General features: G+C 62.3%; 11 protein-coding genes. 5 read left to right on the top strand and 6 right to left on the bottom strand.

The window, feature by feature from the left end:
- The first annotated feature begins 8 nt into the window (after positions 1-8).
- From tssM to ACTJK6_RS09600, 5 genes are all read left to right on the top strand, one after another.
- Entirely contained in the window at positions 9-3,968 is a 3,960-nt protein-coding gene (gene tssM / locus ACTJK6_RS09620) for a type VI secretion system membrane subunit TssM (protein ID WP_440838852.1), read from the top strand.
- The gene (tagF, locus tag ACTJK6_RS09615; RefSeq protein WP_045203965.1) at positions 3,965-4,960 is read left to right on the top strand and encodes a type VI secretion system-associated protein TagF; all 996 of its coding nucleotides are present in this window, start codon (positions 3,965-3,967) and stop codon (positions 4,958-4,960) included. Before tssM ends, tagF begins: the two co-directional genes overlap by 4 nt.
- Before the next feature lie 2 nt (positions 4,961-4,962).
- Positions 4,963-5,778, top strand: coding sequence for an OmpA family protein (locus ACTJK6_RS09610; protein WP_440838851.1), 816 nt, complete (start codon positions 4,963-4,965; stop codon positions 5,776-5,778).
- Between the two features lie 155 nt (positions 5,779-5,933).
- The gene (locus tag ACTJK6_RS09605; protein WP_232039410.1) at positions 5,934-6,767 is read left to right on the top strand and encodes a hypothetical protein; all 834 of its coding nucleotides are present in this window, start codon (positions 5,934-5,936) and stop codon (positions 6,765-6,767) included.
- Positions 6,768-6,844: 77 nt separating this feature from the next.
- Complete coding sequence (locus ACTJK6_RS09600) at positions 6,845-8,416, top strand: TIGR04222 domain-containing membrane protein (protein ID WP_440838850.1); 1,572 nt, start codon at positions 6,845-6,847, stop codon at positions 8,414-8,416.
- A gap of 5 nt (positions 8,417-8,421) precedes the next feature.
- On the opposite strand, the gene tssA is transcribed toward ACTJK6_RS09600, so the two are convergent.
- From tssA to ACTJK6_RS09570, 6 genes are all read right to left on the bottom strand, one after another.
- A complete protein-coding gene (gene tssA / locus ACTJK6_RS09595) occupies positions 8,422-9,498 on the bottom strand; it encodes a type VI secretion system protein TssA (RefSeq protein ID WP_440838849.1) in 1,077 nt (358 codons plus the stop codon).
- Positions 9,499-9,531: 33 nt separating this feature from the next.
- On the bottom strand, positions 9,532-9,939 hold the full coding sequence (locus ACTJK6_RS09590; protein WP_440838848.1) for a hypothetical protein: 408 nt from the start codon (positions 9,937-9,939) through the stop codon (positions 9,532-9,534).
- Between the two features lie 171 nt (positions 9,940-10,110).
- A complete protein-coding gene (locus ACTJK6_RS09585) occupies positions 10,111-11,064 on the bottom strand; it encodes a DUF6708 domain-containing protein (RefSeq protein ID WP_440839301.1) in 954 nt (317 codons plus the stop codon).
- Positions 11,065-11,182: 118 nt separating this feature from the next.
- The gene (locus ACTJK6_RS09580; protein WP_440838847.1) at positions 11,183-11,929 is read right to left on the bottom strand and encodes a putative type VI secretion system effector; all 747 of its coding nucleotides are present in this window, start codon (positions 11,927-11,929) and stop codon (positions 11,183-11,185) included.
- A 96-nt stretch (positions 11,930-12,025) separates the two neighbouring features.
- Positions 12,026-12,802, bottom strand: a complete 777-nt coding sequence (locus tag ACTJK6_RS09575) for a putative type VI secretion system effector (RefSeq protein ID WP_440838846.1) — start codon at positions 12,800-12,802, stop codon at positions 12,026-12,028.
- A 185-nt stretch (positions 12,803-12,987) separates the two neighbouring features.
- Complete coding sequence (locus tag ACTJK6_RS09570) at positions 12,988-14,064, bottom strand: MFS transporter (RefSeq protein WP_440838845.1); 1,077 nt, start codon at positions 14,062-14,064, stop codon at positions 12,988-12,990.
- Positions 14,065-14,067: the final 3 nt, after the last annotated feature.

The following is a 14,067-nucleotide window of genomic DNA, read 5'->3' as shown; positions in this document are numbered from 1 at the left end:
AAGGCAACATGCAACGCTTCCTGAACTTCCTGACCAACTCACGCACGCTGTCCATTCTTGGCGTGATCGTGCTGACCATCTTCCTGCTCCTGATGGCGCAGACCTTTGAGGTTGGCCTGGTCTGGGTCGGCGTCGCGCTAGGCGTACTGCTCGCGCTGTGGCTGCTGACGTATCTGTGGAAGCGCTGGCGTGCGCGTCAGGCCAGCAACAAGCTGGAGGGCGTGCTCGAACAAGCCGCCACCGACAAGGCCGCCACGCCAGACAAGCGTGAAGAAGTGGAAGCCCTGCGCGTGCGCCTGGCCGAAGCCGTCAAGACCATCAAGCGCTCCAAGCTCGGACAGATGTCAGGCAGCGCAGCGCTGTACGAGCTGCCCTGGTACATCGTGATCGGCAACCCGGCGGCGGGCAAGAGCACGGCCGTGTTGAACTCCGGCCTGCAGTTTCCGTTTGCCGACAAGGGCGGTGCCGTCATCCAGGGCATTGGCGGCACGCGTAACTGCGACTGGTTCTTTACCACCGAAGGCATCCTGCTCGACACGGCCGGCCGCTACTCGGTGCACGAAGAAGACCGCCGCGAGTGGCTCGGCTTTCTGGACCTGCTCAAGCGCTATCGCCCCAAGGCACCCATCAACGGCATCGTTGTCACGGTGAGCGTGTCGGAACTCACGCAAAATCGCCCCGAATTCGCCATCAACCTGGCCAAGAACCTGCGCCAGCGCGTGCAGGAACTGACCGAACGCCTGGAAGTGTTTGCCCCGGTGTACGTGATGTTCACCAAGGCCGACCTGATCACCGGCTTTACCGAATTCTTTGGCGACAGCGAGAAGCAGGAGCGCGACCGCGTCTGGGGCGCCACCCTGCCCTTCGAGCCGGATTCAAAGCCGGACGTGGCGGCCGTGTTCGACCAGCGCTTTGACGAGCTGTGCGACGGGCTAAAGGAGATCAGCGTGGCGCAGATCGCGCTGCACCGGAACAACAAGCTCTCGCCGGGGCTGCTGAGCTTCCCGCTGGAATTTGCATCGATCAAGCCGACGCTGCGTGCGTTCCTGATGACGCTGTTCGATGAGAACCCGTTCCAATACAAGCCGGTGTTCCGTGGCTTCTACTTCACCAGCGCGCTGCAGGAAGGCGCCACCAACAGCGTATCGGCCGAGCGCATTGCGCGCCGCTTCGGCCTGTCGACCGACGGCGCCGCGCGCACCCGCGAAGTGTTCTCCAAGAACGGCTTCTTCCTGCGCGACCTGTTCTCGAAGGTGATCTTTGCCGACAAGCAGACGGTGCGGCAATTCGCCAGCCCCGCCAAGACGCGACTGCGCATCGCCACGTTCTTTGCGCTGGTGCTGGCGCTGGGCGTGATGCTCGGCGGCTGGACATGGTCGTACATGGGCAACCGCACGCTCACCGCCAACGTGCAGGCGGACCTCGACAAGATCGTGAAGATGCAGCAGAACCGGGTAGACCTTCAGGCCCGCCTGGAGGCACTCGACATCCTGCAGGACCGTATCGAACAGCTCGACCGGTATCGCAATGACCACCCGCTGGCGCTGTCGCTGGGTCTGTACCAGGGCGACACGCTGCAGCACAAGCTGCTCGACGAGTACTACAACGGCCTGCGCCAGGTCATGCTCAAGCCGGTGGGCGGTGCAATCGAGACATTCCTGGCCGAAGTGAACGCGCATCCGGATCAGCTGGCCCCGATGGTGCGGCCGCCCGAAACCGGTGCAGTGATGACCACGTCCGTGACGACAGCCACCGCCACCATGGGTGGTGCGTCGGGTGTCTCAGGTGCCTCGGGCGCGGCCGCCAATGCGCCTGCTGCACCAAACCAGGCCACGGCTTCAACCGGAGCCAAGCGCTACACCGATGCCTCCCCCACGAACGTGGAAGACGGCTACAACGCGCTCAAGACCTACCTGATGCTGTCGGACAAGCGTCACGTGGAAGTCGCGCACCTGACCGATCAGATCACACGCTTCTGGCGCGGCTGGCTGGAAGACAACCGGGGCAACATGCCCCGCGAGCAGATGATCCGCTCGGCGGAGCGCAACCTGTCGTTCTTCCTCGCCCGCGTAAACGACGACAACTGGCCGCTGCTGGAAGCCAACCTCTCGCTGGTCGACCAGACGCGTGAGAACCTGCGCCGCGTGGTGCGCGGCATGCCCGCACGCGAACGCGCGTACGCCGAGATCAAGGCCCGCGCGTCCACGCGCTACGCCCCGATGACGGTCGCACGCATCGTTGGTGACACCGGTGCAGGCCTGGTTGCTGGCAGCTACGCCGTGCCCGGCACGTTCACCAAGGAAGCGTGGTTCGGCTATGTGCAATCCGCCATCAAGGAAGCTGCCAACAAGGAACTGCAGACCAAGGACTGGGTGTTGAACGTTGCCGCCCGCGACGACCTCACGCTGGAAGGCAGCCCAGAGCAGATCCAGAAGGCGCTGGTCACGATGTACAAGACCGAATACGCGCGCGAATGGCAACGCTTCATGCAGGGCGTGGCGATCCAGGATTTCACCAGCTTCGATCAGGCCGTCACCGGCATGAACCTGCTGGGCGATCCGACCAACTCGCCGATCCGCAAGGTGCTCGACACCGCGTACGAGCAGACGTCGTGGGACAACCCGTCGATGTTCAACGCCGGCCTGAAGCAGGCCAAGACGGGCGTGCTGGGCTGGTTCAAGCAGTTGTTCGCGCGCCAGACGCCGTCGCAGGTGAACGTCAACGTGGACGTGGGTGGCACTGCTGAAGCCGGCGCCATCCCGATGGGCCCGGTTGGCAAGGAGTTCTCGGGGCTCGCACGCGTAGTGGTCATGCGCGACGACAAATCGCTGCTGCGCGGTTATATGGATTCGCTCTCCAAGGTGCGGACGCGCTTCAACCAGATCAAAAACCAGGGCGACCCGGGGCCGGGTGCACGGCAGTTGATGCAGCAGACACTGGACGGCAACGGCTCAGAACTGGCCGACACGCTCAAGTACGTGGATGAGCAGATGCTGACCGGCATGACCGACAGTGAGCGCGCAACGCTGCGTCCGCTGCTGGTGCGTCCGCTGCTGCAGTCGTACGCGGTGGCGATCCGCCCGGCCACCACCGAAGTCAACAAGGTGTGGAACGCGCAGGTGTATCAGCCGTTTGCCACCACGCTGGCTGACAAGTACCCGTTTGCGCCCAACGCCAAGATCGAGGCCAGCGCGGCCGAGATCGGCCAGGTGTTCGGCCCGGATGGCGCGATTGCCAAGTTCGCCAGCACGACGATCGGTCCGCTGTCGGTGCGCCGTGGCGACATGATCGCCTCCCGCACCTGGGGCGACCTGGGCATCGCGTTTGTGCCGGAGTTCACCACGGGCTTCACGCGCTGGATCGCACCACTCACGGGTGGTGCGGCCGGAGGCGCAGGCGGTGCAGCAGCCGCAGCACCGCAGACGGTGTTCCAGATCCTGCCGGTGCCGTCGCAAGGCGCGACCGAGTACACGATCGAGATCGACGGACAGCAACTGCGCTATCGCAACACGCCGCCGCAGTGGGCCAACTTCGTGTGGCCGAATCCGCAAGGCACGCCGGGTGCGCGCGTGACGGCCACCTCGTTTGACGGCCGCACCGTGGAGCTGCTCAACGAGCCCGGCCGCTTTGGCCTGGAGCGACTGATTGCCACGGCGCAACGCAAGCGTCGTCCGGATGGCGCGTTCGATCTGTCCTGGACGAAGGACAACCTGACGGTATCAATCAGCCTGCGCATCATCAGCAGCCCGCAGACTGGCGGCACGACGGCATCGGATTCGCCGCAAGGCCAGGGCCTGCGCGGCCTGCGCTTGCCGACGTCGATTGCCGATGCATCGGCACCGCAGAACACACTGACCCCGCCCGCCCCGACAGCGCCCGCAGGCACGCCGCCTGCGGCGCAAGCGGCCGTGTCAACGCAGGCCGCACGCCACAGCATCACGGAAGAGCAAGGGGGGACGGCGCAATGAGCCAGACCCAGTTGCAGCTTTCGTACTTCGGCAAGCTTCCGTCGCGCGGCGATTTCGTCAAAAGCGCCAACAATGTCCAACTGCTCGACACGCTGGACCGCTGGCTGGCGCAAGGCATGGAATTGCTGGCCGAAGCGCCGGATTGGAAGACGACCTACGACAATTGGAAGCCGGTGCAGTTTGCGTTTCTCGGCTCGCAGAGCAAGCTCGCCATTGCGGGCACGCTCATGGCCAGCAGTGATCTGTCATCGCGCCGCTTTCCGTTCCTGACGGCGGCAGCCATGGAGGTCGATCGCCCGATCAACTTCATCGCGCGCAGCCCGATTGCGCTCGCTCGCCTGTGGACACGCGCCGGCCAGCAGATGATCTCGCTCGGCACCGCCACCGACGCCACCGAGGGCCTGCGCCTGCTGGCCGAAGGTCAGCACGGCGTAGAGACCGGCACGGGCGGCACGAGCACGCAATCGCACGACGCCAGCTTTTCGGATTTCATCGACTTCCAGACCGTTGCCGGCCTTGAGCAGATGCTGCGCTCGGAAGGCCACAACATCCGCCTGCGCCGCACGTTGCTGGCGCTCGGCACGCTGCTCCAACCCGTGATGGCGAACGGCTCGTCCCGGCTTGAAAAAGGGCTCACGCTGCCGCTGCCGGCAGACCCGCTCTATCGCAGCCTGGTGGCGAGTTTCTGGCTGGAGCTGGTGTCGCGCTTCCTCCAGCGTGCGGACTTCGAGCTGTCGCTGTTCCTGGGCGATATCAACGGCGCCGAGCGGCTGGTCATCGGCTTCAACGGTGCCTCGTCGCGCACGCTGCACAGCGTCATGTCGCCGCTGGCGTATGCCGAACAGAACATCAACATCGACGATCCGGAATGGGTCGACCAGCACGTCAGCGGAGATTACGGCTTGGCCAAGTTCGTGAGTTACCTGGATCAACCGCAGCTCTCGCTGCGCGTGGCGGTCGATACCTTCCGCGAAGTCTTCATCGGAGAATGAACATGGGTCTGGATGCAATCAAGCGCGGCTTCCGGCCTGCAACCTTCCTGGCGAACGCTGCAATGCTGGTGTGCCTGGGCAGCGCCCTGCCCGCGCATGCCGCTGCTGGCGACGCTCCCGTGCCGGGTCAAGTCGTGGCCGGTGGCATGGTGCCGGACGAAGCCACCAGAGCGACCGTGCTGGCCAAGCTGCGCGAGCTGTACGGCAGCGCCAACGTGGTCGATCAGATCGAAGTGGGCAACGTGGTGTCGCCGCCCAACTGGTCGGCCAACGTGCAGAAGATCCTGTCGCCGGCCATCAAGCAGGTCAACCGTGGGCAACTCAACATCGACGGCACGCAGGTTTCCCTGCACGGCGACGTTGGTAACGAGGCACAGCGCCAACAGCTCACGAGCGACATGGCGACGGCGCTCGGCCAGAGCTACACGATCAAGAACGGGCTGCGCGTGGCGGCGGTGTCCGAGCAAGGGCTGCTGGATCAGACGCTGGCCAACCGCATCATCGAGTTTGAAACCGGCAGCGCCACGCTCACGCCCAAGGGCCGCGCGATTCTGGATGAAATGGCCGCCGTGCTGCCGCGCCTGAACGGCCGCAAGATCGAGATCGTCGGCCACACCGACAACTCCGGCAGCCGTGCGTTGAACCTCAACCTGAGCCAGGCGCGCGCCGAGACGGTCAAGAACTACCTGATCGCCAAGGGCGCCGAGCAAGGCACGCTCACCGCGATGGGCGTGGGGCCGGATCAGCCTGTGGCGGCCAACAACACCGATGAAGGCCGGTCGCGCAATCGGCGGATCGAGTTTCGGGCGAGTAAGTGACGCGGGAGGATGCACGCCGACGGGCGCGGTTGCGTGAGCCGTCGACAGCTACCCCATTACAGCCGGGTGATGAACGGCGTGCCTCCATCCAGATCCGCCTCGAGTACCACGACCCCACCAGGAGACCATCGCAGCCCATCGCGCAATTTTCTCCGATGAAAGAGCGCATCTGGTGGTTATGGTGCCATTTGGTATGGGCGTGGCAGCAGCTTGAGCACTGGCTTGCCAGTCGACGACAGGGCGCGCCCGTCGCGATCGTCAGCGGAATCATTCGCTCAGTACAGGTGGATAACGCGGCATTCAAGGCATATGAGGCCATGGGATGGAGCGTCGACACCAATGCGCGCAGCGCACATGACTACACCGACGATATCTCGCGAGACACCTACTATCGCGTGACCCCCGTCGTCATTACGCTGATGGACGACCGGGTCATCCACTTCTGCGAATACCAGGTCACGGACCGTCGGGTTTCGTCCAACGCGCCCTATTTCGCGGGCCTGAACGGCATGCGCGTGCGTGCAGCAGGCTGGTGGGACAACGACTGCTTTTCAGCGTGGGGCATGCGCTTAACAGGCCGTCGCGAGGCTCAGACTGTTTATGTTGCAAAGCGCCCTCGAGAGTTGCCCGAACCGCTGGACACCATAGTGTCGCGCAGGAGCCCCCACTTTAGCGAGGCGATCGGACTTCTCGGTTATTTCAGCGCGCTGATGCTCGTGATCATGCTTTTTTTTGTGAGCAGCGAGTTTGGCCTCGAAGGCGTCGGCCCTGTCGCGGGGATGATGGTCGGGATGTTTACCCTGGCGCCGATGTTGCTCGTGATCATTTCACAGACGTTGATGCGCCTGATGGCGGGGCCCCTGCGCCCGATCCCAGAAATGATGGTGGCTGGTGAATACGGCAACCGCCATCTCCGCTTGCGCAGCTTCGACTTCGGCCGCTGCGAGCGCGCGGTGTTTCAGGCGCTCGAGCAGCCACAGCAGGAGTAATCGTCGCGATCTGCTGCCAGTGCTACTGGCCGGCGGCTCAGCCTCTAGGCAGGCACATACGGCGGACAACAACACAGATGACATCGCTCACTCCATCGACCTCCCCCGGTTCCGTCTCCGCACACCAGGCCGCTTCGACCGAAGCAGATCGCCAAGCCTGCCTGCTTCGGCTGAGCCAGTATTCACCCGATGCGCCTGACGCGCCGGTGCCCTACAGCCAACGTCTGGCAGAAGCCGAAGGGTGGTCGCGTTTATATACGTTGACCGTCATCGAGGAATACAAGCGCTTTGCGTATCTGGCGGTGTTTGCGGGGCACCCTGTCACGCCTTCCGAGGCCATCGATGCCGCCTGGCATCTCCATCTGCAATATTCGAAAGAGTATTGGACGGTGTTTTGCGGGGAGGTACTGCGCGCGCCGCTTCACCATGCGCCGGGAATTGGCGCCCCGGACGAAGACGACACCTACGCGCAGCACTACCAACAGACGATCGATAGCTACCGGCGCACGTTCGGCGTCGAGCCGCCTGCCGACGTCTGGCCAGTGCCGGAACCTGCGCAGCCGGATGGTGCGCCTGAGGCTGCCCGCCGCGCACCGCATCCGCCGCCCCTTGCCACACCGCCGCGCACGTCCACCGCTCGCTCGATCATACCTTCCGTATGGCTTCTGATCGGAGTCATCCTCCTCGTCATCACCACGAACATCGCATCGGATTTCGATGTGCTGAACTTTCCGGGGCCGCGCTTTCTCGCGTTCTATCTGGGCGCGAGCGTGATGGCGTGTCTGCTGATCCGGGGCCTGCATCGCGCGGCGTACGACCGCCAGCCATGGGGCGCCGCCGATGGGAACGTGCCCCGCAAGTTGGCGCCTGCCGAAGCCGCGCTCATCAACGGCGACGCCACGCGAATGGCGCAGGTTGCGACGCTGGCACTGCTCGACGCGGGTGCGATCCGCGTTGCTTCTCCTGCAAAGAGAAAACGTGACCGCAACACATACGTGGTCGCGAACGAAATACAAATGCCCCATTGCCACGTCAACGCGTGGACCTGGCTCGCACGTCAACCCCAGCGCCGTTCGCCATGGCCAGCCTTTCGGGATCGATTCCTCGACGAAGCCATAGACATGACAGATCGGCTGCGCCACGAAGGTTGGATGTGGGCCGCCGGCGCGATGCGCGCAACGACTGTCGCTGCATGGGCGATCGGGCTATCGGTGCTGTGGCTCGGGGTGATAAAGGTATTTGTTGGCCTGTCCCGAGAGCGCCCGGTGATGTGGCTGCTGGTGGAGATGGCGATGTTCGGAATCGTCTACTGGTGCGTGACCGTACAGCTGATCGGCGTAGGTCGTGCGGGCCCCACCGCAGGAGCCCGCGCCGCGCTCGATGTGCATCGTCAGCGTAGCCAGCGGGCGCCCAAGGCTAGTTTGTCGACAAGCGATCTACTGTGGTTGGCGGCGTTTGGCGGCACGAGCGTGCTGGCCAACACAGTGTGGGCAGGATACCGACCGATGATGGGAACACCCGCCGGCGCCAGTTCCGGCGGCTCCGGAGGCGACACGTCGAGCAACTGCAGCTCAAGCAGCAGTAGCTCCAGCAGTTGCAGCTCGAGTAGCTGCGGATCCAGCGGCTGCGGCGGTTGTTCAAGCAGCTAGCCTGTTCAGCTCGCGCTTTCCGACGGCGGATCGCCCAGGCCCAGCAGCTCCTCAATCTGCGACAGCGTCGCATCATCCTTGACCACCGTGCGCAGCCAGGCGTGCAGCGGCATGTCGCCCCACTTGGCGGCGCGCGCGGCGAGGTAGGCAACAGGGCTGTGCGGCTCGGTCTGGCGGAAGAACTCAGCCACATCGCGCAACTGGTTCAGCGCCTGCGCGCGCGTGCGGATCGGGCCAGAAACCACGGTTTCGATGGCGGCGCCGGTGGCAGACTGCGCTGTCTGTTGCGGAACACTCTTCGCCTCCACTGCAGTTGGCTTGGGCTCCGGCTTGCCACCAAAGCGCTCCACCAACGCACGCACTGCTTGCAATGCTTCACGTGCGGGGCGGAAGCTCGGCGCATGGTCTCCAGCACGAGCATCCAGCACGGATTCCAGCCGCAACAGCGCAGCGCCACAACCCACCACATCATCATGCAGCGTCTTATAGAACGCCGGCGGTGTGGCGCGCCGCGCCGATTCAAACTGGTCCTGCGTGATCTTGCCGCGCGACAGCTCGTCAGCCTGTTCCGGATCGCGGCGGATGGCTTCGACCAGGCTGGTCGCAACTTCCCAATCGACGAGGCTATAGCCGCCCTTGGCCGCATCCACCAGCGGCACCTCGCGAATGAGCTGGCTCGATCGCGTCGCAAGCCACGCCATGCTGCCCGTGCGGGCTTCGGGGTCGTCGGCTTCAGGCAGCGGATAGATGTGTTCCCAAAACTGCTCGCACAAACCGGCGATCAGTTCGTAGCCCTCGCGCAGGCCAGCGAAGCCACGCTCCTTCGACAACGCCTCGGCCAACCATGCGGCCAGCCGCAGATCCTTCGTGCGGTTTTGCAGCAGCGACGTGCTCTGGGCGATGACGGCACGCCAGTCGGCCTCCTTGATCTCCGTGACCCACTCGCCCTGATCGAGCGACGGGTCATCAAACCGGCGCGCATCCTGGATGCTGTCGAATTCTGCAGAGAAGAGCATGTCTTCGCCGCAGGGCTGAGCGCCAGGCAGCGGAGCGAGCAATTGGTCAAACGGAAGAGAGGCCATGGTCGGAAACGAAACTGGAATGCAATACAAAAATCAGGGCTTGCCGACGCGGCAGTCCGCCAGCGCCAGCGTCAGGCCAACGAACTGCCGGTTCAGGCAGTCCAGCGTGATGTCCTTGCTGGGCTTGTACGCCGCAAGCTTGTGATCGGGAAACAGCGCCTTGAGCGCGTCACGCTGATCGTCCTGGAACGGCGCGCCCACCTTCAGGTCTTCGGTCACCGCCAGCGTATTGAGGCTGTCGTCGGACACCGGATAGACCTGGCCCGTGAAGACAAGGCGGTGGCCGTCGTATTTCTTCGACGCGGTCGGCGCGTCCTTGAAATATTCGGTCAGCACCTGGCGGTACGAAACCTGCAACGGGGTGTCGTCCTGGGCGAAGGCGGGCGTGACGAGCAGCGCAGCCACAGCAGAAGCGGCGGCGAAGCGGGACAAAGCGTTCATATCAGCGTGCGTGAAATGTGACGTCCGCACGCGCACGGGCGGACGGTGGAGATGCTACGCAGGCTTGGAGCGATTGGGGGGATTGTTTCTAAATCTTCATGTGCGGGCGGGCCCCTCGCTCACATCTGCACGGCTGAGCTTCACGGGTGGAGCATCCCGGCACAAGGAAACTCAATCGTGGGAGGGTCGCCCGGTTTGCGAAACGATCTCTGCCGGCCACTTTGGCTCCGGCGCAAGGCGTTGCCCGACGTACTCAAAAATACCCGCAGGAAGAAACAGCCAAAACAGCGGGATCCCAACCGCCGTCAGCAGCACCAACTCCACCGCGTGCATATTGGCGCGAAGCCGCGCGCCCTCTTCTGTCCGGTCAAACAACGGATAGAATTCCAGCAGGCACCGCCGGAAACTGATATCGCGCGGGAACGGCCTGATGTCTCGCAAATTCTTTGGCCCCTCACTCATGAAGCAGCGGATATACGCCCACATCTGATGCAGCACGAGTGGAGTCGCCACCTGCGACTTCACGATGATCCGATCCTGGACCTTGGTCGTGTTCGCTTCGCACTGCGCCAAAATCAGCCCATAGCGCACCGAGTACGTCTTGCCGTTGTATCCGGCGATCTTTCCAATTTCCGCTTCGACGCGCGACCAATCCAGCTCCTTGATCACGGTCTTCCATTTCGCGAATGGATTCGCCTTGGGCACATACTCAAACGCAAAGACCTTCCGATTCTTTCGATCGAATAGAACTGGAAGGTCTCGCGGCGTCCGCACCCCTCTCTTGATGAGGTGAAGCAAAAGAACCGCAAGCCCCAGCAGCATCAAGGCCAGCACCGACGCGATGACCGGCGACTCTTCAGGGTGGCCCTCCTGATACATCTGGCCGATGAACGGCAGCATGGCCACAAACGCGACGGAGACACCCACCCCAAACATCAGACCAAAACCACGCTGGATGGACGACGCCCGGGACAACTCAAACACGTCTTCATTCACGTAATTGAGGTCGAGTGCGAGGTTTGGTTGGTCATTCTTGTCGCTGGACTTGAGCGGCACGGTTGGGCCGGGCAAGTCTTCACACCAGTAGGGGCTCTGCGGCTGCAGTTTCGATGCATTTCCCGTCATCTTGACCACTCATCATCGTTCCCTCTGGAATCCTAGGTGCATAGGCACATGGCCGGCTTGCGCAACAGCCCTCCGGGTTGGATCGGCCAAACCCTGTGTCTCGCCGCCTGCCAACGCATCAGTATCTGAAGTAGAAGGTGCCGTATTCGCCCGGGTCATCCGGCCTGCGTTGGACCTTGGCCGACTTGACCAGATCGACGTTCCCGGAATCGGGAATGCCCAGCGTGCGGCAAACCTTCTCCGTCAGACGTACAAATGGCATCCATTTTTTGGCGAGGCTAAAGGTCATCAGACCGAAGAACGCGTAGAAGCCTGCGGTCATGGCTAGAAAGCCGTACGGGAAAACGTCGCGCAGCAAACTCTGCGGCGACTCGACGAGCAGCAGCATGATTCCCAGCATCGGTCCCCCGAGCCCAACAAGTATTCCAGCCACTCCCGTAATCCACCACTTCACCGCATTCTTGATATGCCGGGCCTTACCCCGAGAGCAATGCGGGTACAACGCGATGATGCGGTCCTCTGGTCTCGCAATACCCGCTGTCTCATAGTGATCGTTACGCCATTCGGCGGCCACTTCGACTTTGTCCCCTTCTTTGAAAGGACTGCGCCAGACCCAGCCCTTGACCGGATCGCCGTCGAGGTCAAATTCGACGTAATCAGCATGTTCCTCCGCACTCGATGCGGACGCTGCTGTCGCGATCGCGGGTCCACTCAACCCCGCGATGCCCGCTGCAATGGCGACCACTCCGAGCTTGTCCCGATCGGCCTCCGTAAACACGAAACTCGCTTCTGCACGGGTCACCTTGTAGTTCGTTATCGTGCCAGTCAGCTTTACCAGCCCTTCAGGCCGTTGCTCGACGCTCATTTATCGGAAACGCATTTTGATCAAAGCAGCCGACAATTTTTCGCCTTGTTCCTTGGCTGTCTTTTAGCCGACAGCCCTCCGCTCATGCTGCCCCTGTCAAGGCCTCGTTGCTCTGGCGCGTTCTTCATGCGGATCAAGATAGTGGTAGATCCATGGCCCATCGCTGAGGTAAGGCCATTTTATGCCGCGGGCCTTGCTGTAACGCTTGTGGTCGCGCGGCAGATCGACGTGTGAAGGATTGGGGTAGCCCAGGGCGGCAAAGATACGTTCGGCTTGCTGAGCAACGGGGCGCCATTGGAAGTAGAAGCGAAGGCCATAGTAAATCGCTGCTACAACCCCGAATGTAGAAAACATCGGCAACACAACGTGAAATGTTCCGGCATCGATTTTTGGGCCAAACGAAAACAGGCTTGATGCCAAATAGCTGGCACAAAAGAATACGGGCAAACCCACTACCAGTTGCAAAAAAACTCCATACGCAAACCGCCTATGCGCTCGCACACCGCGCGAGCAATGCAAGCTCATCCATAGTGTGCGGTCCCTCGGCCTGATGGCCGCCAAGGCCCGATCGGCTGCACGTGGCTGACGCGCCACCACAAACGAAACTTCATCCCCATTCTTGAACGTCACCTTGCTGAAACCACCTGCCACGGTGCGCTCGCCCAACTGGCAAGTAAAGAACTGCACCGCGTCACCTGTGGATGTGGCCGCCAAGCCCGCGCCCGCGGCGGCTCCAGCCAGCCCCGCCGTCGCAAGGCCAGCAGCCACAGCCGCACCAGAGCCCTGCTGTGCTGTGCTCAAGAAAGCTTGTTCGCCATCGTGAACCGTCAGGCCGCTGACCATGCCCGAGATCAATTCCAGTCCATCGCTCATTCCGCCCCCGTCAAAGCTTTGTTGAAGGCGGAACGCTGCGCCTAGACCGCCTTGTAGCTGTCTTGCGGTTGCACCCGTTTCAAGCCGATGGCGCAGCGGTCACACCACTTTTTCAAGGCATCAACATGGCTTTGCTTTACGCGATTCGGCTTTAAGGAGGCGGCGCGTTTCTATGGCCAGCCAAATCACACTTTTTCTGGCACCCACCTTAGTGGTTCCTCTGGCCCAATCCCGTCTTCTCGACGCGGCCGCCCACAATCGCTGTTCCACTCCTTCGGGAACGTCGGCCAGGTACAAAGGCGCTCGGCCAAGCAATGCAGCGGTGCCCACAGAAACGTCGCCAAGAATGTGAGCTGCGTTTGCGCGGAATTCTCGCCGCGACCACCGACATGATCCAGTACGCGCGAGGCCGACAACTCCGTTTCCTCAAGATGCTGGCTCGGGGTGTGGAAGCCTTTTCGCAGCCATTCATATTCGGTCGGGGGCGGTACCTTCTCCATGCCCTCTTCCATGAATGTGCGGATGTACTGCCACAACCCTTCTCCGGCCAGCTTAGGGCCGACCCAAAGAACCTCCTCGCCCTTGCGTTCGGGGTCGCCCGGGTCCAACGGCGGCCAGTACAGCACCAGGCCACGCAGCCCAAAATAGCCTCCACCTGTCTCCTGCCTGCGCTGGCGAGCGAATTTGTCATCAATCTGGTCTGGCCGCATGTCACGTGGTGCACACCAACTGGTATGCGCCCTGACGCGATCCCACTCCAAAACGACGTTCCCGCCATAACGCTGCGGACGCACCACATACACTTTGCGTGTGGTGCGATTGAAGCGATAACGCGGTCGCAGCAGCGTGAAATAGTTAGGCGCAATCTTCTCTGGCCAAAAGAGAGACAACACAAATCCCATGACTCCTGTCATGCCGGCGCCGATCAGCATGGAGATGTACCACCCGCTGGAAAACACGGGGTCCATCGTGGATAGCAGCATCCAAAAGAACAAACAAACACCGAGCGCAAGCCATAACAAGCCCACCGCCATGAACTCAACGGAGCGATCTTCCTCGCCCATGTTGGAGAGTTCGATGAAGTGCTCGTTATGATCGAACAGCGTGCGCGCCCATTCTAAGCTGGGCTTAGCATCATCCTTGCGGCGCTCCTTGGGAGCGTGCAGTACGGTGTACCGATTGATATCAGCCAGGAATTCGACGGCCTCCTTCTGACCGTGTTTTTTCCGGTGCTGCTGGAAAGCTGCTTCGCAATCAAACATTAC

The sequence above is a fragment of the Ralstonia sp. 22086 genome (assembly GCF_052045975.1).
GTDB lineage: Bacteria > Pseudomonadota > Gammaproteobacteria > Burkholderiales > Burkholderiaceae > Ralstonia > Ralstonia wenshanensis.
This window is presented reverse-complemented; position numbering and strand designations above follow the sequence as displayed.

Coding starts and splice junctions, on each gene's coding strand:
- tssM (WP_440838852.1), top strand. CDS start 9: ATGCAACGCTTCCTGAACTTCCTGACCAACTCACGCACGCTGTCCATT.
- tagF (WP_045203965.1), top strand. CDS start 3,965: ATGAGCCAGACCCAGTTGCAGCTTTCGTACTTCGGCAAGCTTCCGTCG.
- ACTJK6_RS09610 (WP_440838851.1), top strand. CDS start 4,963: ATGGGTCTGGATGCAATCAAGCGCGGCTTCCGGCCTGCAACCTTCCTG.
- ACTJK6_RS09605 (WP_232039410.1), top strand. CDS start 5,934: ATGAAAGAGCGCATCTGGTGGTTATGGTGCCATTTGGTATGGGCGTGG.
- ACTJK6_RS09600 (WP_440838850.1), top strand. CDS start 6,845: ATGACATCGCTCACTCCATCGACCTCCCCCGGTTCCGTCTCCGCACAC.
- tssA (WP_440838849.1), bottom strand. CDS start 9,498: ATGGCCTCTCTTCCGTTTGACCAATTGCTCGCTCCGCTGCCTGGCGCT.
- ACTJK6_RS09590 (WP_440838848.1), bottom strand. CDS start 9,939: ATGAACGCTTTGTCCCGCTTCGCCGCCGCTTCTGCTGTGGCTGCGCTG.
- ACTJK6_RS09585 (WP_440839301.1), bottom strand. CDS start 11,064: ATGACGGGAAATGCATCGAAACTGCAGCCGCAGAGCCCCTACTGGTGT.
- ACTJK6_RS09580 (WP_440838847.1), bottom strand. CDS start 11,929: ATGAGCGTCGAGCAACGGCCTGAAGGGCTGGTAAAGCTGACTGGCACG.
- ACTJK6_RS09575 (WP_440838846.1), bottom strand. CDS start 12,802: ATGAGCGATGGACTGGAATTGATCTCGGGCATGGTCAGCGGCCTGACG.
- ACTJK6_RS09570 (WP_440838845.1), bottom strand. CDS start 14,064: ATGTTTGATTGCGAAGCAGCTTTCCAGCAGCACCGGAAAAAACACGGT.